Annotated in this window: 15 protein-coding genes and 1 pseudogene; 3 read left to right on the top strand and 13 right to left on the bottom strand. The window is 65.9% G+C overall.

Annotation, left to right across the window (positions count from 1 at the left end; all coding sequences use genetic code 11):
- Positions 1 to 59 precede the first annotated feature (59 nt).
- From JYG32_RS38695 to JYG32_RS38685, 3 genes are all read right to left on the bottom strand, one after another.
- Positions 60 to 1,850: an acyl-CoA dehydrogenase gene (locus JYG32_RS38695; protein WP_213267892.1), complete on the bottom strand. Its 1,791-nt coding sequence runs from the start codon at positions 1,848 to 1,850 to the stop codon at positions 60 to 62.
- 414 nt (positions 1,851 to 2,264) lie between these two features.
- A complete protein-coding gene (locus JYG32_RS38690) occupies positions 2,265 to 3,425 on the bottom strand; it encodes an AraC family transcriptional regulator (RefSeq protein WP_213267891.1) in 1,161 nt (386 codons plus the stop codon).
- The gene (locus JYG32_RS38685; RefSeq protein ID WP_213267890.1) at positions 3,425 to 5,059 is read right to left on the bottom strand and encodes an AMP-binding protein; all 1,635 of its coding nucleotides are present in this window, start codon (positions 5,057 to 5,059) and stop codon (positions 3,425 to 3,427) included. The genes JYG32_RS38690 and JYG32_RS38685 overlap by 1 nt, the downstream gene beginning before the upstream one ends.
- A 324-nt stretch (positions 5,060 to 5,383) precedes the next feature.
- On the opposite strand from JYG32_RS38685, the gene JYG32_RS38680 reads away from it, so the two are divergent.
- Positions 5,384 to 6,484 (top strand): AraC family transcriptional regulator, encoded by a 1,101-nt coding sequence (locus tag JYG32_RS38680; RefSeq protein ID WP_213267889.1) that lies wholly within the window; start codon positions 5,384 to 5,386, stop codon positions 6,482 to 6,484.
- A 28-nt stretch (positions 6,485 to 6,512) separates the two neighbouring features.
- Here JYG32_RS38680 and JYG32_RS38675 read toward each other — a convergent pair whose 3' ends face one another.
- The 8 genes and pseudogenes from JYG32_RS38675 to JYG32_RS38640 all read right to left on the bottom strand — a co-directional run bounded on the left by JYG32_RS38675 (position 6,513) and on the right by JYG32_RS38640 (position 14,552).
- The gene (locus JYG32_RS38675) at positions 6,513 to 8,006 is read right to left on the bottom strand and encodes a sensor histidine kinase (protein WP_213267888.1); all 1,494 of its coding nucleotides are present in this window, start codon (positions 8,004 to 8,006) and stop codon (positions 6,513 to 6,515) included.
- Positions 8,006 to 8,725 (bottom strand): response regulator transcription factor, encoded by a 720-nt coding sequence (locus JYG32_RS38670; RefSeq protein ID WP_111021077.1) that lies wholly within the window; start codon positions 8,723 to 8,725, stop codon positions 8,006 to 8,008. Before JYG32_RS38670 ends, JYG32_RS38675 begins: the two co-directional genes overlap by 1 nt.
- A gap of 499 nt (positions 8,726 to 9,224) precedes the next feature.
- Positions 9,225 to 9,456, bottom strand: a pseudogene (locus tag JYG32_RS38665) (integrase core domain-containing protein); the annotation flags it as partial.
- A gap of 3 nt (positions 9,457 to 9,459) precedes the next feature.
- On the bottom strand, positions 9,460 to 10,458 hold the full coding sequence (locus JYG32_RS38660) for a transketolase family protein (protein WP_174381498.1): 999 nt from the start codon (positions 10,456 to 10,458) through the stop codon (positions 9,460 to 9,462).
- On the bottom strand, positions 10,455 to 11,300 hold the full coding sequence (locus JYG32_RS38655) for a transketolase (RefSeq protein ID WP_174381497.1): 846 nt from the start codon (positions 11,298 to 11,300) through the stop codon (positions 10,455 to 10,457). Before JYG32_RS38655 ends, JYG32_RS38660 begins: the two co-directional genes overlap by 4 nt.
- Before the next feature lie 40 nt (positions 11,301 to 11,340).
- Entirely contained in the window at positions 11,341 to 12,666 is a 1,326-nt protein-coding gene (locus JYG32_RS38650; RefSeq protein ID WP_174381496.1) for an MFS transporter, read from the bottom strand.
- Positions 12,667 to 12,739: 73 nt separating this feature from the next.
- The gene (locus tag JYG32_RS38645) at positions 12,740 to 13,489 is read right to left on the bottom strand and encodes an SDR family NAD(P)-dependent oxidoreductase (RefSeq protein WP_213267887.1); all 750 of its coding nucleotides are present in this window, start codon (positions 13,487 to 13,489) and stop codon (positions 12,740 to 12,742) included.
- Between the two features lie 163 nt (positions 13,490 to 13,652).
- Entirely contained in the window at positions 13,653 to 14,552 is a 900-nt protein-coding gene (locus tag JYG32_RS38640) for a LysR substrate-binding domain-containing protein (protein WP_213267886.1), read from the bottom strand.
- A gap of 506 nt (positions 14,553 to 15,058) precedes the next feature.
- Here JYG32_RS38640 and JYG32_RS38635 point away from each other — a divergent pair.
- The gene (locus tag JYG32_RS38635) at positions 15,059 to 15,274 is read left to right on the top strand and encodes a hypothetical protein (protein ID WP_174381479.1); all 216 of its coding nucleotides are present in this window, start codon (positions 15,059 to 15,061) and stop codon (positions 15,272 to 15,274) included.
- A gap of 142 nt (positions 15,275 to 15,416) precedes the next feature.
- Here JYG32_RS38635 and JYG32_RS38630 read toward each other — a convergent pair whose 3' ends face one another.
- On the bottom strand, positions 15,417 to 15,623 hold the full coding sequence (locus JYG32_RS38630; protein ID WP_349631824.1) for a hypothetical protein: 207 nt from the start codon (positions 15,621 to 15,623) through the stop codon (positions 15,417 to 15,419).
- A gap of 352 nt (positions 15,624 to 15,975) precedes the next feature.
- Positions 15,976 to 16,542, bottom strand: a complete 567-nt coding sequence (locus tag JYG32_RS38625; protein ID WP_213267885.1) for a hypothetical protein — start codon at positions 16,540 to 16,542, stop codon at positions 15,976 to 15,978.
- 407 nt (positions 16,543 to 16,949) lie between these two features.
- On the opposite strand from JYG32_RS38625, the gene JYG32_RS38620 reads away from it, so the two are divergent.
- Positions 16,950 to 19,418 carry an AsmA family protein gene (locus JYG32_RS38620; RefSeq protein WP_213267884.1) on the top strand — a complete coding sequence of 823 codons (2,469 nt, stop codon included), beginning with the start codon at positions 16,950 to 16,952 and terminating at the stop codon, positions 19,416 to 19,418.
- The last annotated feature ends 263 nt before the right edge of the window (positions 19,419 to 19,681 follow it).

Here is a 19,681-nt window from a genome sequence, read left to right as displayed (position 1 = left end):
GCGAGCAAGTCCTGTGTGGTCAAAATCCTGTCTCCTCCTGCGTCCCGACCGTCAGCCGGTCAGAACTGGTCTTCCGTCAACGCGAGCACACTCTCGTTGCCCTTCGCGCCGACGATCGACGCTTCGAGCGCGCCGGCCTGCACGAGAACGTGCTCCGCATAGCATTGCGCGATCGCGATCTTCGCGTCGAAGAACGCCGGGTCGCTCGCGCGGTTCGCCTGCGCCGCCACCAGCGCGCGCGCCATCTGCCACCCGCACAGCACCACGCCCGCCAGCTTCAGGTACGGCACGCTGCCCGCGAACACCGCGTTCGGGTCCCGCTTCACGTTCGCCACCACGTAGTCCACCACCGACGACAGCGCACCCGCACCCTTTTCCAGCTGCGCCTTCATCGACGCGGCCGCCGCACCGTCCAGCCTGCCCAGCGCCGCCACCGTCTCGCCGATCTCCGCGATCAGCGCCTGCGCCACCGCGCCGCCGTCGCGCATCGTCTTGCGACCCACCAGGTCGTTCGCCTGGATCGCCGTCGTCCCTTCGTAGATCGCCAGGATCCGCGCATCGCGATAGTACTGCGCCGCGCCCGTCTCCTCGATGAAGCCCATCCCGCCGTGCACCTGCACGCCCAGGCTCGCCACGTCGTTCACCATCTCCGTGCTCCAGCCCTTCACCACCGGCACCAGATACTCGTAGATTGCCTGATGACGCGCACGCGTCGCCTCGTCCGGATGGCGGTGGGCAAGGTCGCTGTGCGCGGCCGCCACGTACGCCAGCGCCCGCGCGCCTTCGGTCAGCGCTCGCATCGTGCCGAGCATCCGGCGCACGTCCGGGTGATGGATGATCGTCACCGACTGCTTGGCCGAGCCGTCCACCGGGCGGCTCTGCACGCGTTCCTTCGCGAATTCCGCCGCCTTCTGGTACGCGCGGTCGGCCACGCCGATCCCCTGCATCCCGACCCCGAAGCGCGCCGCGTTCATCATGATGAACATGTATTCGAGGCCGCGGTTCTCTTCGCCGATCAGGTAGCCGATCGCGCCGCCGTGGTCGCCGTACTGCAGCGCCGCCGTCGGGCTCGCCTTGATCCCGAGCTTGTGCTCGATCGACACGCAGTGCACGTCGTTGCGCGCGCCCGGCGAGCCGTCCTCGTTGACCATGAACTTCGGCACGATGAACAGCGAGATGCCCTTCACGCCTTCCGGCGCGTTCGGCGTGCGCGCCAGCACCAGGTGGACGATGTTGTCCGCCATGTCGTGCTCGCCCCACGTGATGAAGATCTTCGTGCCGAACACCTTGTACGTGCCGTCGCCCTGCGGCTCGGCGCGCGAGCGCACCAGCGCCAGATCGGAGCCCGCCTGCGGCTCGGTCAGGTTCATCGTGCCGGTCCATTCGCCCGAGATCAGCTTCGGCACGTAGCGCTGCTTCTGCGCGTCGGTGCCGGCCGTCAGCAGCGCCTCGATCGCGCCGTCGGTCAGCAGCGGGCACAGCGCGAACGACAGGTTCGACGCGTTCAGCATCTCGATGCACGGCGTCGCGATCAGCTTCGGCAGCCCCTGGCCGTCGTACTCGGCCGGATGCTGCAGCCCCTGCCAGCCGCCTTCGACGAACTGGCGGAACGCTTGCGCGAAGCCCGGCGTCGCGGTCACGACACCGTCCTTCCAGCTGCTCGGGTTGCGGTCGCCTTCGACGTTCAGCGGCGCCAGCACCTCGCCGCAGAATTTCGCGGACTCGTCGAGCACGGCCTGCGCCGTGTCGTAACCGGCATCCTCGAAACCCGGCAACTGCGCAACGGCGTCGATGCCCGCGAGTTCCTTCAGCACGAACAGCATGTCCTTGACGGGGGCGTTATAGCTCATGGTCGATGTTCCAATCAGGCGGTAAATGAGGCGCGCTACAGGGTCGATACGGCAAAACCGGCCAGACCCGGGCGACGACGTGACCCATCGTAATGCCGCGACGGTCGATTCCCGTTGTCATATTCGGCCCACCTGGTGACAAAATCGGCCACGGGATGCGTGGGTGCCGACGGAAACGGCCGACCGGATAAGGGTTTGACCGGAGCCGGGTTCGACGAAAACGGCGAGCAATCGGTGTTCCGGCCGGGGCGGCGGAGCATGCCGTCGGCGGGCGGTCGACGGCCACAACGGGAGCCGGTTATGGGAATCGCCGATAGGAGCCGGCGATGGGAGCGAGCAAAGGAAGCCGGTTATGGGAACAAGCAATGGAAGCCGGTTATGGGAGCCGTCCTCGAAAACCGGCTCCCCCGAGCACTACGCGCGCCGCCGATACGTCCCCGGCGTACTCCCCGTCCAGTGCCGGAACGCGCGATGAAACGCGCTCGGATCGTCGAAGCCGATATCGGCGCCGATCGCCGCGATCGTATCGGGCGTATCGGTCAGCCGCTGGATCGCGATATCGCGCCGCAATTCGTCCTTGAGCACCTGGAACGTCGTCCCTTCGGCGGCAAGGTGGCGGCTCAGCGTGCGCACCGAGCAATGCAGGTGCTCGGCCGCCTGGTCGATCGCGGGCAGGTCGGGCAGCGCCGCCGACAGGTATTGCCGCACGCGATGGCACACGAGCTGTTCGCTGAACGATTCGAAGATCCAGTCGCCGGGCGCGCGCGCGAGAAACTTGCGCAGGTTGCGCTTGCTCTGCCGGATCGGCGCGTCGAGGTAGTCCGCGCTGAAGCGCATCAGCGTGCGCTCGCAGTCGAACTGCACGGAACCGGTGAAGAAGTACAGGTGGTCGACCGCATGGCGCGGCCGCGGGCACGCGAACTCGATCTGCAGCAACGGGATCTTCTGTCCGATCAGCCAGGAACACACGCCGTGCACGAGCTTGAGCATCAGTTCCTGGCCGAGCGCGCCGATCGGGCCGATGGCCTCGTTCGGGCGCAGCAGCACCTGCGCGACGAGACCGTCGCGCCTCGATTCGACGAAGAAATCGTCGAGCAGGATATGGAAGAACTGGCCGAAACGATGCAGCGTCGTTTCGAGGTTGCGCGCATCGAGCAGGCTCAGGCACAGATACTTGAGCGTGCCGCCGCGCAGCGGGCGCGAGAAGATGCCGGGCATCTCGTCGTCGAGGTCGATCGCGAGCGTGCGGTACAGCGTCGAGAACTGCTCCTCCGTCACGCGCGCATGCGGTTCGCCGAGCAGTTCGATCGGGATGCCGGCTCCGCGCAGATAGCGTTCGACCACATCGCGCTGCGCCCCCGCGCTCGCGAGGAAGCCGTTGACGAGCGAGATCGGCACCGTCGCGCTCGGCGACGGCAGCGCACGCCCGGGCTGGTCGGAAAGTGAATCTGAGCCGGTCATCGCGTCCCCGTCGATCGAACCGCTCGCATTGTACTTGAGCGTCTCGCGCGTCTGCTTCGGGGCCTTCGGCGTGCCGGGCCGCGCAGCCGCGGCCGCGCGGCGCTCCGGCGCCATCAGTCGGTGCGGCTGAGTTCCCGGCGCAGGATCTTGCCGACCGTCGACTTCGGCAGCCGGTCGACGAAGCGGACGAGCTTCGGCACCTTGTAGGCCGCGAGGCTCGCGCGGCAATGCGCGACGAGCTGCGCCTCGGTCACGTCGGCATCCGGCGACAGCACCACGAACAGCTTGACGGCCTCGCCCGTGCGCGCGTCCGGCACGCCGATGCACGCGCATTCGGCAACACCCGGCAGCGCGGTCGCGACGGCTTCCACCTCGTTCGGATACACGTTGAAGCCCGACACGATGATCATGTCCTTCTTGCGGTCGACGATCCGCAGGAAGCCGGCTGCGTCGAACACGCCGACGTCGCCGGTGCGGAAATAGCCGTCCGCCGTGAACGCGGCCGCGTTCGCTTCCGGCTTCTGCCAGTAGCCGGTCATCACCTGCGGCCCCTTCACGCAGATCTCGCCCGCTTCGCCGATCGCGACCTCGCGATCCTGATCGTCGAGCAGCTTCACGTCGGTCGACGGCAGCGGCAGGCCCGTGGTGCCCGTGAATGCGTCGATCGACTGCGGGTTGAACGATACGACCGGCGACGTTTCCGACAGCCCGTAGCCCTCGCGGATGAAATTGCCCGTCACGGCCTTCCAGCGTGACGAGATCACGTCGATCACCGCCGCGCCGCCGCCCGCCGACAGCTTCAGCCGCGACCAGTCGACTTCCTTCAGGCGCGGATGGCCCGCCAGCCCCGCATACAGCGTGTTCACGCCGACGAATACCGTCGGCCGCGCGGCCTTCAGCACGTCGATGAACGCGTCCATGTCGCGCGGGTTCGCGACGAGCCAGTTGGCCGCGCCGATCGCGAAGTAGGACAGGAAGTTCACCGTCAGCGCGAAGATGTGGTACAGCGGGATCGCCGTGACGACGACCTCCTCGCCCGGCTGCCGCGCGGCCGGCACGATCGCCGCGAACTGCTGGATGTTCGCGACGAGGTTGCGGTGCGACAGCGCGGCGCCCTTCGACAATCCGGTCGTGCCGCCCGTGTATTGCAGCAGCAGCAGGTCCGCGCCGCCCAGCGCGACCGGCTCGCCCGCGAGCGTTTCGCCCGCGGCGATCGCGCCGGCGAGCGCGATCGAACCGGGCGGCAGCGCGTCGCACACGCCGGCCGGCGCATCGACCACGCCCAGATCGCCGCGCCCCACGCTCAGCACGGTGCGCACGCGCGTGCCGCCGACCACCTCGGCAAACGTGCCCATCGACCCGCCGCACACCACGGCGACCTCGACGCCCGCGTCGTTGAGCTGATGCTCGAGTTCGCGTGCGGTGTAGTGCGGGTTCACGTTGACCTGGATCGCGCCGATCTTCGCGACGGCGACGAACACGACCGGAAACGCGAGCACGTTGGGCAGCATCACGGCCACGCGATCGCCCTTGCGCACGCCGACGACCTGCTGCAGATATGCGGCCAGCGCGCTCGACAGGCGCTCGACGTCGGCATAGGTCAGCGTGCGACCGAACGAATGGAACGCCGGACGATCGGCGAAACGGCGCATCGCGTCGTCCAGCAGCGCGCTGACGGAAGGATGGCGATCGGCGTCGATCTCGGCGGGAATCGAGCCATACGACCCGGTCCAGTGTCTGTTCGTCATGTCTCGCTCCTGGGGGGACGGCGCGCAGACCGGCCGGGAACCGCCCCGGGCCGGCCTCGCGCCGTTCGCACGGCGGCCTGCACGCCTCGGTGGCGCGGGCCGTCGCCTGATTGGCGACTATCGCCCGTGCGGCGCGCTTTGGAAATGATCCGGAAGGCCGAAAAGATGATCGAAACGGACACGATCCCGGTGGCCGGCCAGTCGCTAGCCCCAGGCAGGCCGCGTGCGCCAGCGAGCATCAGGGTGAACCCTGTGGCGCCCGGAACCGTTCCCGCTCAGAATTGCGTTCCGTCAACGATATCGAATCGGACGCAGGATCCCGCCATGCCGCGCAGTGCGCTCTTGACCCCGACGGCCGCCCGCGCAGCCCGCCTGCCGGACGCCACGCCCACCCACGCGTTGCGCGAGCAGCGCTTTTCGCCGGCCAAGCTGGCCGTGCTGGTCGACGTCGCAGCGCAGGCCGGCCTCGACCCGGCCACGGTGCTCGACGGCACCGGCCTCACGCCGGCCGCCGTCGCGGACCCGTTCACGCTCACGTCGTCGCTGCAGTTCCTGACGGCCGCGCGCAATGCGATTGGCCGGTACGACGGTTCCGATCTCGGCGTGCGCGTCGGCCGCCTGCTGCATGCGTCGAGCTACGGGATGTACGGCTACGCGATGCTGTGCTCGGAGTCGATGGCCCATGCGTTCGACTCGGCCGTCAAATATCACCAGCTCGCGAACCCCGCGCTCGAGATCCGCTGGGTCGCGCAGGGCGATACGGCGTCGTGGCTGTTTCCGAACCAGGACGAGGTGCCGCGGCCCTGCCTCGACCAGCCGCTGTACCGCTTCCTGATCGACATGCAGTTCGCGCTGCACGTGACGATCATCAAGGACGTGATGGGTGCATGGTGCGTGCCGGCGCGCGCGCAGTTCACGCAGCCGGAACCGCCGCATGTGGCATTGCTGTCCGACGCGCTCGAATGCCCGCTCGCGTTCGGCCAGCCGCGCAACGTGCTCGACTACCCGGCCGCGTGGCTCGCGCGCGCGCCGCAGCTCGCGAATCCGATCACCGCCGCGCAGGTGTCGTCGCATTGCGCGCGCCTGCTCGACGAACTTCGCACCCAGTCGGGCGTCACGCGCCGCGTCTATCAGGAACTCACGCGCACGCCGGGACAATTCCCGGACATCGACGCGATCGCGGACATCCTCTGCATCACGTCGCGCACGCTGCGCCGCAAGCTCGAAGCGGAAGGCACGTCGTACAGCGAACTGCTGACGAGCGTGCGCAAGGCGCTCGCGATCGACTACCTGAGCACGACCACGCTCAGCACCGAGGACATCGCGCAGACGCTCGGCTTCAGCGATGCGGTCGGATTCCGTCACGCGTTCAAGCGCTGGACCGGCACGACACCCAGCAACGTGCGGCGCAAGCGCGGCGGCTGAACGCGGGCCGGCGCGTGGCCGACCGGCTTCAGCGCGCGTCGCCCACTGCCGGCGACGCGACCGCCAGCGCAAACTCGAACACCGCGCCGCGCCCGGCCCGGTCGACGAGCCGGATGCTGCTGCCGTTCAGCGCCAGCATCCGGTGCACGATCAGCAGGCCGAGCCCGCCGCTCGTCACCGCCGCGCCGCTCATCGGCCGCTGCGGCCGCCGGAACAGCCCTTCGCGGCGCGCCGCCGGAATCCCTTCCCCGGTATCCGACACGGTCACGACCACGCGGTCGCCCTGCGGCTCCAGCGCGACCTCGACCTCGCCGTGCGAAGGCGTGTGCCGCAGCGCGTTGTCGAGCAGGTTGGTCAGCACGCGCTCGATCATCCCGAGATCGGCCGACACGACCGGCACGCGCGGCGGAATCCGCGCATGCAGCGCGACGCCGCGCGCCTGCGCGGTCAGCTCGAATTTCTGGAACACGTCCTGCACGAGATCGACGAGCGAGAACGGCTCGCGCTCGGCCTGCACGCTGCCCGATTCGAGCCGCGCGAGTTCGAACAGCGCCTGCGCGAGCCGGCCGACCTTCGTGCTCTGCGCGAGCGCGATCGACAGGTAGCGCCGCCGTTCGGGCTCGGCGAGCGTGTCGGACTTCAGCGACAGCGTCTCCAGATAGCCGTGCAACGACGTGAGCGGCGTGCGCAGGTCGTGCGAGATGTTCGTGATCAGTTCGCGCCGCTGCTGGTCTTGCTGCGTCAGCGCGCGCCACTGGTCGCCGATCCGGTCGGCCATCTGCGCGAACGCGGATTCGAGCACGACGATGTCGTCGCCGCGCCGGCCCGGCGGCGAGCGCGGCACCGGCGGCTGCGTGTCGGGCGCGCCGTTCGCGTCGAAACGGCGCATCGCGTCCGTCAGCCGGCGCAGCGGGCGCGTGATGAAACTGAACGCGGTGAGGCCCGCGAGCAGGCCGAGCAGCGCGACGACCGCCATCGACCACAGCGTCGTGCGCAGTACGTTGCCGGCGTCGACGCGCGCGGCCAGCCGGTCGTGCGCCTCGCCGAGCAGCACCACATAGATATAGCCCGACGGCGGCTGCCCGGCGCGCTGCAGCGGCGCGGCGCTGAATACCTTGCGCGCATCGGGGCTGCGCGGATCGTCGCCGAGGATCGGCAGCGGCTGGCCCGCGATGAAGCGCTGCACGGGCGCGAGGTCGACGCGGTCGCGCTTCACGTGGCCGGGCGGCGCATCGTCGCCCTTGATCCGCCCCGCGTTGTCGAGCAGGTACACCTCGACGCTCGGGTTCACGCCCATCAACTGGCCGAACAGCGTGCGCACGGCATCGGGGCGCAACCCGTTCGCGTCCATCAGCGGCGCGCTGTTGGCGATGTTCGCGGCCAGGTCGCGCGACAGCCCCTGCACGACTTCCTTCTCGCGCATGTCGTTCGCGCGGATCTGCAGCCACGCCGACGCGCCCGAGCACGCGAGCAGCAGGATCGAGAACACGAGCGACAGCCGCTGGGTGAGCGTGAGTTTCATCATGCGTCTCGCTGGCCCGGCGCGGCGAGCTTGTAGCCGCGTCCCCACACGGTGAGGATCCGCACGGGCTCGGCCGGATCGGCCTCGATCTTCGCGCGCAGCCGGTTGATGTGGGTGTTGACCGTGTGTTCGTAGCCTTCGTGCTGGTAGCCCCACACGGCATTGAGCAGGTCCATCCGCGAGAACACCTTGCCCGGATGCCGCGCGAAGAAATACAGCAGGTCGAATTCGCGCGGCGTGAGGTCGATGCGCGCGCCGTCGACGCTCGCCTCGCGCGCGATCGGGTCGATCGACAGCCCGGCGATGTCGAGCGTGCCCGCGTCGATCCGCGAATCGCGCGCGAGCGCGTCGACGCGCCGCAGCAGCGCCTTCACGCGCGCGACGAGTTCGAGCACCGAGAACGGCTTCGCCAGATAGTCGTCGGCGCCGAGTTCGAGGCCGAGGATCCGGTGCACCTCGCTCGAGCGCGCACTCGTGATGATGATCGGCGTGTAGCGCGTCATCGCGCGTGCGCGCCGGCAGATTTCGAGGCCGTCGACGCCCGGCAGCATCAGGTCGAGGATCAGCGCGTCCCAGTTGCCCTGTTCGAGCAGGCGCAGCCCTTCCGCGCCGTCCGCGCTGTGCACGACTTCGTAGCGCTCGTCGCGCAGGTGCAGGCTCAGCACGTCGGCGATGTCGGCGTCGTCCTCGACGATCAGGATGCGTTTCGGATGGTCCATGGCGGTGGGCGGCGGCACATTGGGCTCGGTAGTGATGTCGGTGGTCGATGGTCGGTAGTCGGCAGGCGATCGGTGGCCGGCTCGCGCCGGCCCCGGTCCGGACAGCCGGTGGCCGGGGGCGAATCGCGGCAGAAAGCCGCGCTGCCGCCATTGTGCAAAATTTTGCGGCGGCAAGTGATCACAATTCATTTAACTTTGAATCGCGCCTGCTCTGTGAGCCAATGCCCGTAAGGCTTTTCGCTCCGGCCCCTAAAACAAAATTTGTATCATCCCGCCCATACACCAAATGGACACCAAAAAGCGGACGCGAGACGTTCCGAGCGATGGCACAAGTCCGCACATTTCCGACCAGAATCCGCACTGCCTGCCGCCTCAGCCCCCCTCGGCGCAACAGCGCCCGTCACGTGCCGCGGAGCCGATGGCGACCGCGTCCGCGACACAATGACTCTGACATATCGTTACCTATCCGGAATTGCCCTCCGTAGTCCCGGACACGGCCTCACTCTACGGTTGATGAATCCACGGCGCGTCGAAACTCGCGTGGTGAGCGATATTTCAGTGCGCTCCGCGGATGCTTCTCGTTGTAATGCGCGAACGCATTGGCGAGGTTCTGCACGGCCGTCGCTGCTTCCGGTTTCGGCATGAAGGCCACGTAGTCGCGCTTCGTCGTCTTCACGAAGCTCTCGGCCATGCCGTTGCGGGCTGCACACCGGCGGCGTCAGCGGCTTCAGCTGCTACGCGAGCCACGACTTGATGTTCGCCTGCATCGCGCCGGCCGAGATCCCGTAGCGCTTGTGCAACGTCGGCAACGCGCCCGCGGCGAGGTATGCATCCGGCAGGGCGATCTGGCGGAACGGCACGGCAACACCGGCCCCGATCAACGCAGTCGCCACCGCTTCGCCGAGTCCGCCGATCACCGTATGGTTCTCGGCGACGATCACCATGCGTCCCATGCGCGCCGCCTCGCGAACGATGGTCGCCGTATCGAGCGGCTTGATCGTCGGCACGTGCAGCACGGCCACATCGACGCGATCGGCTTCAAGTGCCTTCGCAACCTCGAGCGCGCGCATCGTCATGATCCCGGACGAGATCAACAGCACGTCGTTACCGTCGCGCAGCAGCTTGGCCTTGCCGAGTTCGAAACGGTAATCGTATTCATCGAGCACGGCCGGCACGTTTCCACGCAGCAGGCGTGCGTATACCGGCCCCTTGTGCGCAGCAATGGCCGGCACCATCTGCTCGATATCCAGCGCGTCGCACGGGTCGATCACCGTCATGTTCGGCATCGCGCGCATCAGCGCCAGATCTTCGGCGGCCTGGTGGCTCGGCCCGTAGCCGGTGGTCAGTCCCGGCAGCGCGCACACCAGCTTCACATCGAGATTGTCCTCGGCAATCGCCTGATGAATGAAGTCGTATGCACGGCGCGTGGCGAATACCGCATAGGTCGTGACGAACGGCTGCGCGCCTTCGTGCGCGAACCCGGCGGCCGCGCCCATCAGCAACTGCTCGGCCATGCCCATCTGGTAGTAACGCTCCGGAAATTCCTTCGCGAAGATGTGCAGGTCGGTGTACTTCCCGAGATCGGCGGTCATTCCGATCACATTGCTGCTCGTCCGCGCGAGCTTCGCGAGCGCATGGCCGAACGGCGCGGGACGCGTGGCCTGCCCTTCTGCCGCGATGGACGCGATCATCGCGGAAGTCTTCAGGCGCGGCTTGTTGTCGACGGTGCTCATGCGTGTCTCCCTGCTTCGAGTGCGTCGAGCGCGAGCTTCCACTCGTGCGCATCGACGCGGATGAAATGGCTCTTCTCGCGTGCTTCGAGGAATGGCACGCCGCACCCCATCTTCGTGTCGCAAACGATGATCCGCGGCTGCGGCTCGTCATGTCGGCGCGCGTTGTCGAACGCGCGCTTTACCGCGTCGATATCGTTGCCGTCCACGCGTTGCGTGTACCAGCCGAACGCTTCGAGCTTGTCGACCAGCGGCTCGAACGCCATGACTTGCGTCGACGGGCCATCGGCCTGCTGGTTGTTCACGTCGACGATCGCGATCAGGTTGTCGAGCTTCCAGTGCGCGGCCGACATGAGCCCTTCCCATATCGCACCTTCGTCGAGCTCGCCATCCGAAAAGAGCGTACAGACGAAGGCATCCGAGCCCTTGCGCTTGAGGCCGAGGCAACGACCGACCGCGATCGTCAGGCCTTGCCCGAGCGAACCGCCGGACATCTCCATCCCGGGCGTGTAGCTCGCCATCCCCGACATCGGCAGACGACTGTCGTCGCTGCCGTAGGTTTCGAGTTCCTCGGCCGGCAGGATGCCGGCTTCGAACAGCGCCGCGTACAGCGCGATCGCGTAGTGGCCGTTCGACAGCAGGAAGCGGTCACGCCCTTCCCACTCGGGATCGTCGGGGCGATAGCGCATCGCGCCGAAATACGCGACGGCCAGCACATCGGCAATGTCGAGCGCCTGGCCGACATAGCCCTGCCCCTGGACTTCGCCCATCAGCACGGCGTTTCTTCGGATGCGGTACGCGCGCTCGGCGAGCGTGATCGCTTCATGGATGGTTTCGGTATCCATCGATAGCTCCAGTATTGAGTCGGAAGGAATGCAAATCGAATCAGCGGTTGACGGATCGGGGCACCAGGAACACCAGCAGAGCGCCGACCGCGATCGCGACGGAGATGAAGAGCAGTCCCGCGGTGGACTTGCCGGTCAGGTCGTTCAGCCAGCCGACGATCGCCGGCGAGAAGAAGCCCGCGAGATTGGCGAAGCAGTTGACGGCAGCGATGCCCGCCGCCGCCGACATCCCGCCCAGCAGGGCCGTCGGCAGCGACCAGAACTGCGACGACGACGCGAGGATGCCGGCGGACGCAATGCTCAGGCACACGATCGACGCGCTGACGCTGCCGAGCATCGGCAAAGTCGCGAAGGCCGCCGCCGCGATCAGCATCGGCACCGCGAGATGGAAGCGGCGCTCGCGGCGGCGATCCGCGCTTATGCCGATCAGCGGCAGCGCGATGATTGCGCACGCATACGGGATCGCGGTGAACAGGCCCACCCACAGCGGATCGGCGACACCGGCCTTGCGAATGATCGTGGGCAGCCAGAACGTGAGGCCGTACTGCCCCAGCACGACACAGAAGTAGATCGCGGCCATCAGCCACAGGCGGCGGTCGGCGACGAACGCACGAATCGACAGGTGGGCGGTAGTGTGCTCGGCGTCGGCCGACACGTTGCGCGCCAGCAAGGCCTTTTCGGCATCGGTCAGCCATTTCGCGCCGGCAATGCCGTCATCGAGATACAGCAGGATCGCAAAACCCAGCACGAACGAAGGCAGCGCCTCGAGCAGGAACAACCACTTCCAGCCCGCCATCGACATCGCGCCGTGCAGCGAATGCATGATCGCGCCCGACAGCGGCCCGCCGATGATCCCCGCCAGCGGAATCGCCATGAAGAACAGCGACAGCGCCTTCGCGCGGCGTGCCGACGGGAACCAGTACGTGAGATACAGGATCACGCCCGGTGCAAAGCCCGCTTCGGCGACGCCGAGCAGAAACCGCAGCACATAGAACGCGGTGGGCGACTTGACGAACACGAAGCTCGCCGAAATGACTGCCCACGTCAGCATGATGCGGGCGAGCCAGCGGCGTGCGCCGACGCGATGCAGGATCAGGTTGCTCGGCACTTCGAACAGAAAGTAGCCGAGAAAGAAAATGCCTGCACCCATGCCGTACACCGTCTCGCTGAAACGCAGGTCGTTGAGCATCTGCAGTTTCGCGAATCCGACGTTGACGCGGTCGAGATAGGCGCCCAGGTAGCACAACATCAGGAACGGAATCAGCCGTCGCGCCACCTTCGCGTAGGTGGCCGCTTCGAACGTCTGCGCATCGTCCCGTTGCAGCATCTCGCCCGGAACCGGCGGTGCGGGGTACTTTGCTCTCATCTTTGTCTCCTGCCATGGCCCCGGGTTGTCCCGGGTGCGTGATGGGCGGCGCCGCGATTTTCGCGGCACCGTTTCAGTGGATCAGCATCCCGCCATTGACGTCGAGCGTGATACCCGTCAAGTAGCTCGACAGGTCGCTCAGCAGGAACAGGCACGCATTGGCGACATCGGCGGCATCGCCGAGGCGGCCGAGCGGAATGCCCTTGATGATCTCCTCGCGCATGTCCGGCGTCAGCTTGTCGCCGGTGATGTCGGTCTGGATCAGGCCCGGCGTGATCGAATTGATACGAATATGGTCGGCGCCGAATTCGCGCGCCATCGCCTTCGCGAGGCCGAGCACGCCGGCCTTCGCGGCGCTGTAGTGCGGGCCGCCGAAGATACCGCCGCCGCGTTGCGCGGACACCGACGACATGCACACGATGCTGCCGCCGCGCTGCTCCTTCATCGCCGGCAGCACCGCTTGCGACATGTACAGCGTGCCGCGCAGGTTCACGCCGACGATCGCATCGAAGTCCCGGCCGGAAATATCCATCGTGCGCACGGGCTGCGTGACGCCGGCGTTGTTCACGAGGCCGTCGATGCGACCATGGCGGTCCAGGGTCTCGCGGGCCGCGGCCACGCACGCGTCGCGGTCGGTCACGTCGCATGCCAGGCCGAGATGCTCCGGCCCGAGTTCGGCGGCTGCCGCCTCGGCGTCTTCGCGGCGCAGATCGAGAATCACAACACGTGCGCCATGTGCAGCCAGTGTGCGTGCCGTGGCCTTGCCGATACCGCGCGGCGATGCAGCGCCTGTCACGATGATGGTCTTGTTGTCGAGCAACATCGGTCGTCTCCTGTCGTTGATGTGTGTCCAGAGTGTCGGCTCACCGGACACCCGCATCAATGCGGAAACGCTCAGCCATAGTTGAGAAAATTTCAGATGACACCGCACGGCGCGCCGCGGGTGCTGCAGCGCAATATCGCGTGCAGGCCGGAGGACGTGGCGCTCAGCCCGGCCGCCCGAAAGCCGCGACCTCCCGCTCGATCCACGCAAGAAAGCGCTTCACGCGAGGCAGCTCCGCGTTCTGCCGCGGGTAAACGAGGTGATGCGCGCCGACTTCGACCGCATGAGTCTCGTCGAACACCGGAACCAGCAGCCCTTCGCGGATCTTCACCGACGCAAGCATCAGGCTTTCGAGCGCGATGCCAAGGCCCAGCGCAGCGGTTTCGAGCGACATGTATGACCGGTCGAATGAAAAATCGAAGGTCTTCCGGGCCGCGAGCGATACGCCGGCCCGACCGAACCACTGCTTCCACTGGACCAACGGCGTTTCGGAATAGATCAGCCGATGCGCGAGCAGTTCTTCCGGCGCCTTCACCGGATGCCGTTCGAGATATTGCGGCGAAGCGAGCGGCGCAATGAACTCGCCGCGCACCGTCCTGACCTCGAGGTTGTCCCAGTTGCCGTAGCCGTGCCGGACATCGATATCGTAGAAGCCGTTCGAGAACGACACGTTTTCGTAAGAGCACGCCAGGTTCAGCTGGATATCGCCGTTCGCCTCCTGAAACGACGACAGCCGCGGCAGCAGCCACATCAACCCGAAGCTCGGGCTCGAATGCACGCGCAGGATATCGACTTCGGTGCGGCTCGACGCGCGCTCGGTTGCGCGGCTCAGGTCGGCCAGCGAGCCGGTGACGTCCGCCAGGTAGCGCTCGCCGGTCGGTGTGAGGACGAGTCCGCGCCCCGATCGCTGGAACAACGGCTGACCGATCAGCGATTCGAGGTTGCTGAGCTGGTGGCTCACGGCGGACGCGGTCAGGCCGAGCTCGTCCGCTGCGCGATTCACGCTCTTGGTCCGGGCCACGCTTTCGAACGCGATGATTGCCTTGAGTGGTGGGATACGCATGTTGGAATCCGTTGAGGAGGTCTACTTTCCGGCTGGCCAGCGTCGACATGAACATCGAACAGTTGTCCGGGAAAAGGCTAGTCGGCACAGGAATCAATTCTAGAGCGCCGGTCAATCCAGACTCCTGCCGCCCACCTCCATGCCAACGAAACGCACTTCCATGCCGCTTCGTACGACGAGATCGGAACGCTCGGGAAAATATGGAACACGGTGGGCTCGCATGCCCTGACGTTGCGGCCGCGAAGAGGTCGACCGTCTGGTGGAACGTCGCTTTCGGAATGGAATCTCGGGAAGCCCGTTGCCGACTCTCGATGACCTCGTCGGCGCCTGCGATGGCGTCAAGTGGACAGACGCACTTTATGGCAACGGCGACGCAAGCGCGTGTGGTTCGCGTTGATAAGGCCATGTAACGCCACGGAAGCAAACAGGCTGTTCGAGGCCCGCTCAAACCAACCTCTCACGAATTGTTGGAATAGACCGCCCCGACGGACTGGCGGCCTTGCTGAATGTCGGCCGATTCGCCGTCCGACCGCCTGCGCACGCCGCGCGCCGGATTCGACGATCACCTCGTCAAGCCGGTAGAGACGGCCACGCGCGACGCGTTATTTCAACGTGTCGCGCGCGACCTGCTGCCGGATGCCTGGTTCATCTTTTCGCGGTTCGCGAACCCGCAGTGGAGGTATGAGTCCAGTGCCACCATTCATGGTGGTCCAGATTTCTAAGCAGTTCCGCGCGACGATGCTCGCGGCGATAGCGGTTCATTGCGGCAATTGCCGCAAACGCCAGCACGAACGCGCCGACCACGAACCCGACCCATGCTCCGCTCATCGCAGCCTCCGTCATTTTCGGCCAACTCCGGATCACTCAACGAATTCGTGAAACCGCTTTCAGGACGGCGCGGCCCTCTGCGGTAACCTGGACACGCCGACAACCCGATGCCGGCTGATCAACGGCGATCAGACGATGCTCGATGAGCGTGACGAGTTCGTCGCGATCCGGTTCGATCTGATCTGGAGCATCCCAAACGATCATTAAAGTAGTAATTTCGTGCGGACTTAGCATGGTCTGCATGGAATATTCGTATCGGACAATTGGATTGTGTATACATGCGCGAACGCATGCCTCCCGCTTTCAACGTAACAAGGTGCGCGAGAGTTTGTAACGACCCCACCATTTCCTGCGACGATTCAATGCGCGATTTAGTGGGCACATTCTAACGCGCCTGCATCCATTTCCGGTCCGCCACCTCGTAGGTGGATGCCCTGATTCGGAAACGTTATCATTGATCAAAATCAAGCAAGCGCGTTAAATGGTATGAGTATATAAATCACAACATATATTACATATAATCACCTGAATTTGTCATTTCTTGAAGCTGTCAAATAATGCAGGTCGATATTTTTTAATAAACATTCTGCCGCATTCATTCAAAATCCTCACCTTCGCTGTATCGCCGGAGAGAAACGGCCAGTGCATCGACATCGCTTTGATAGCCTGAAATGACATCCGCCCGCTCCGGAAATCGTTCGCGTTGCAACGACAGTGTCTCCACGGCTGCGGCATGACGCCTGACAAGCTGCCCGCGCGTCATCCATTCGTCATTTCCGCCGGTGCAGGACGCCTTGACGTGCTTCAGCACGCCGTCGCCGAGCACCTTGAGCGACGCGTGCCCATTGATGAATTCTGCGTAGTGTCCGGAGAAAAACCGCTCCCACTCGTTCCCCTCCGAGTCGTGCCGAAACGCGAGGATATGCCCGTCGAGATCGACCATGTAGCAATAGGACACATTCCCATGCGCGTCGGGCGAACAGGTCAGCTCGGCAGACCTGTTCGCCCGATGAAATCGGTCGGCGAGCGATCCGGCACCTTCGAACAGATGCGCGGCAAGGAAAAACTGGGCCGCGCCGGACGGGCAGCCGTTATGAGGGGTAAAGAACGTTGCATGGCTGCCGTGCTGCAATGCGAACGTGTAAGTCGCGAGTATGGTCATTACGATTTCCTCTTGATCCTCATGAAGACGACCGGCACCTGGACGCCATTTCCCGGATCACTCGTCTGCGGGCGCAATCTCTGTTGCAAGCGATATGCCATCGCGATGCATTCGATTCGCATGGCGATATGAACCGCCGGAATACACGGAAAGTCGTCGTGAGCGAATGAAAATGTTTCAGCGCTGATACGTTTCGCACGGCACAAGCGCCTGCGCACGTCGCGCGCCCCTTGTCTGAACCTTTCGTGTCGACACGGACGGTTCACCTTCCCGATCCCGTTGGGCACGCCACTTTCCGACTCGCCTGCCTGGTTACAACGCTGAAACAGATCGGTTGGCCAGTCGAAGCGCATTCGGGAACACGAATTGCGCCATCGTTTCGGTGAAGCCCAACCCGGGAGTGAAAGATGCGCAACGGCCATATCGTCGGCAAGGTGGCCGCGTGGTTCGGCGTTGTCGTTGCCCTGACGATTGCCGCGTTGTTCGTCTTCGTCGCGACGTTCGACTGGAACCGCGCGCGCCCTTGGGTCGATGACAAGGTATCGGACGCGATCGGACGGCAGTTCGCCATCAACGGCGACCTGCGTGTCGGGTGGCACCGGCCCGTGAGCGAGCATGGCTGGCGCGCCTGGGTGCCATGGCCGCGATTCAGCGCCCGCAATGTCACGATCGCCAACCCGGACTGGGCGCGCACGAAGCATTTCGCCACGCTCGACGCGATCAGCTTCGAAGTCGAGGCGCTGCCGCTGATCGCGCGCCGCATCGTGATTCCGGCCATCGACCTCGCCAATCCGTCCGTCGACCTCGAACGCCTCGCGGACGGGCGCGTCAACTGGACGTTCCAGTTCACGAATGCCGATCATCCGCGCAAGTGGACGCTCGACCTGCACGATATCGCGTTCGCCACCGGCAAGCTCCGCTACTACGACCAACAGAAGCAGTTCGACCTGAGCGGTGTGATCGACACGCTCGACAAGCCAATTGCGTTCGGCGATGCGATGAAGCAGCAAGCGGCGCTGGCGCGCAGCGAATCGGCGCAGGCCGTCGGCCAGGCGGGCCAAAAGAAACTCGCGGCACAGGTACACCGCGGTTCGGCACGATCCCCGGCGCCCGTGTCGGGTATCGAAGCGGCATCCCGCGCATCGGCAGCGGCGTCGCAGGCGTTGGCCGCGGCGTCGCAAGCGTCGGCCGCGATATCCACTACCGCGATCGCCCCGGCGGCATCGGCTGCGTCGAGCGCGTCCGCGACAGCGGCGTCGGGCGCGACGACCTCGGCTGCGTCCGGCGCGTCGGCAGGCGCCGCGCCCGCGGCGTCCGTAAACGCGGTCAGCTACACGATCGGGTGGACGGTCGACGGAACCTACAAGAAAGGGCGCGTCTCCGGCAATGGCAAGATCGGAAACGTGCTCGGGCTGCAAGGCGTTCAGCGCCCGTTTCCGGTCCAGGCCAATTTGCGCTTCGGCGATACGAAGCTGGCGCTCGTCGGCACGCTGACCGATCCGGCGCACCTGGCGGCGGTCGACCTGCGACTGTGGCTCGCGGGCACCAGCATGGCGCACCTGTACGACGTCACCGGCATCACGCTGCCCGAGACCCCGCCCTATGCGACCGACGGACGGCTGATCGGGCAATTCCGCGCGTCCGGAAATGTCTTCACGTACGAGGACTTCACGGGGCGTGTCGGCGGCAGCGATCTCACCGGCACGCTGGTGTACGTTTCGCGCGAACCGAGGCCGCTCCTGTCGGGCACGCTGGTGTCGAAGGTGCTGCGGTTCGCCGACCTGGCGCCGATCATCGGCGCCGATACGAATGCCAGCAAGGCACGCCGCGGCGCGGCGGTCGCGCAGCCCGCGAACAAGGCGCTGCCGGTCGAGGCGTTCCGCACGGAGCGCTGGAAGAAGATCGACGCCGACGTCCGGTTCACCGGGCAGCGCATCATCAAGTCCCCGAGCTTGCCGATCACCGATCTGACGACCCACGTCGTCATGCAGGACGGCGTGCTGACGCTCAACCCGCTGAACTTCGGCGTCGCGGGCGGCACGCTGGCGTCGAACATCCACCTGGACGGCAATGGCACGCCGCTCAAGGCGCGGTTCACGCTGCAGGCTCGGCACCTGAAGCTGAAGCAGCTGTTCCCGACGTTCACGGTCATGCAGACGGCGCTCGGCGAAGTCAACGGCGATGCCGCATTGTCGGCCATCGGCAACTCGCCGGCGGCGCTCGCCTCAACGTCCAACGGAGAAGTGAAGACGCTGGTCACGGACGGCACCGTGAGCCTGGTGCTGATGGAAGCGGCCGGGTTGAACGTGGCGAACGTGGTGTACGAGAAGCTGTTCGGCGATCGCGACGTGAAGATCAACTGTGCGGTGGCCGATTTCGTGGCCACCAATGGCGTGCTCGACTCGCGCGTATTCGCGCTCGACACCGAAGATGCGGTGATCGGCATGAACGGTTACGTGAACTTGCGGGACGAGACCATGAACCTGACGATTCGTCCGCATACCAAGGGGTTCCGGGTGATATCGCTGCGCTCGCCGCTGTACGTCACCGGCACCTTCAAGCAGCCTCACGTGGGCGTGAAGCCGGGGGCGCTCATCGCGCGCGGCGGGGCGGCGGTGGCGCTGGGCGTGCTGAATCCGCTCGCGAGTTTGCTCGCGTTGCTCCAGCCGGGCCGCGATCAGCCGCTGCCGTGCAAGCAGATGCTGACCGACATGGAGCAGCGCCCGACCGCGCCGCCACCGGGAGTACGAAAGGAGAAAAAGGCTGCACCGGCGTATATGAGTGCGGCGCCGCCTGCTTCACCGGCACACGTGCCGGCGGATGTCGAACCCGAGCCAGCGGCGCGGGCGGGCCGTACCGCCTCTCCTGGCCGGTAAGGCAGCAGTATTCGAGATCGGACGGAGACGTCGGCCTGCTGCGTCGAGCGATGGCGGCATGGGAGCGTAAGGCCCGGCCGCGCTCGAACGTGTCGCTCAGATCGGCTTCCGGCGCCGAGCGCAAGCACATCGCAATCGATCGGCAAACGCCTCCACGACAGGGGCCGGAGGTCAGCCCCAAAACAATCGCCAGTGAAATCGGCCGCTCTCCGTTTATCCCGATTCCATTCGATGTCAATGTTGCTTTGTCGGATCGGAACGGA

The organism is Burkholderia pyrrocinia (assembly GCF_018417535.1).
GTDB lineage: Bacteria > Pseudomonadota > Gammaproteobacteria > Burkholderiales > Burkholderiaceae > Burkholderia > Burkholderia pyrrocinia_E.
Note: the sequence above shows the minus strand (reverse complement) of the source record. Positions and strands in the feature narration are given on the sequence as shown.

Bases quoted from the DNA above. Each gene is read 5' to 3' on its own strand.
- JYG32_RS38695 (WP_213267892.1), bottom strand. From the start codon at position 1,850: ATGAGCTATAACGCCCCCGTCAAGGACATGCTGTTCGTGCTGAAGGAA.
- JYG32_RS38660 (WP_174381498.1), bottom strand. From the start codon at position 10,458: ATGAGCACCGTCGACAACAAGCCGCGCCTGAAGACTTCCGCGATGATC.
- JYG32_RS38635 (WP_174381479.1), top strand. From the start codon at position 15,059: ATGTCGGCCGATTCGCCGTCCGACCGCCTGCGCACGCCGCGCGCCGGA.
- JYG32_RS38655 (WP_174381497.1), bottom strand. From the start codon at position 11,300: ATGGATACCGAAACCATCCATGAAGCGATCACGCTCGCCGAGCGCGCG.
- JYG32_RS38675 (WP_213267888.1), bottom strand. From the start codon at position 8,006: ATGAAACTCACGCTCACCCAGCGGCTGTCGCTCGTGTTCTCGATCCTG.
- JYG32_RS38670 (WP_111021077.1), bottom strand. From the start codon at position 8,725: ATGGACCATCCGAAACGCATCCTGATCGTCGAGGACGACGCCGACATC.
- JYG32_RS38645 (WP_213267887.1), bottom strand. From the start codon at position 13,489: ATGTTGCTCGACAACAAGACCATCATCGTGACAGGCGCTGCATCGCCG.
- JYG32_RS38630 (WP_349631824.1), bottom strand. From the start codon at position 15,623: ATGCAGACCATGCTAAGTCCGCACGAAATTACTACTTTAATGATCGTT.
- JYG32_RS38680 (WP_213267889.1), top strand. From the start codon at position 5,384: ATGCCGCGCAGTGCGCTCTTGACCCCGACGGCCGCCCGCGCAGCCCGC.
- JYG32_RS38690 (WP_213267891.1), bottom strand. From the start codon at position 3,425: ATGGCGCCGGAGCGCCGCGCGGCCGCGGCTGCGCGGCCCGGCACGCCG.
- JYG32_RS38685 (WP_213267890.1), bottom strand. From the start codon at position 5,059: ATGACGAACAGACACTGGACCGGGTCGTATGGCTCGATTCCCGCCGAG.
- JYG32_RS38640 (WP_213267886.1), bottom strand. From the start codon at position 14,552: ATGCGTATCCCACCACTCAAGGCAATCATCGCGTTCGAAAGCGTGGCC.
- JYG32_RS38620 (WP_213267884.1), top strand. From the start codon at position 16,950: ATGCGCAACGGCCATATCGTCGGCAAGGTGGCCGCGTGGTTCGGCGTT.
- JYG32_RS38625 (WP_213267885.1), bottom strand. From the start codon at position 16,542: ATGACCATACTCGCGACTTACACGTTCGCATTGCAGCACGGCAGCCAT.
- JYG32_RS38650 (WP_174381496.1), bottom strand. From the start codon at position 12,666: ATGAGAGCAAAGTACCCCGCACCGCCGGTTCCGGGCGAGATGCTGCAA.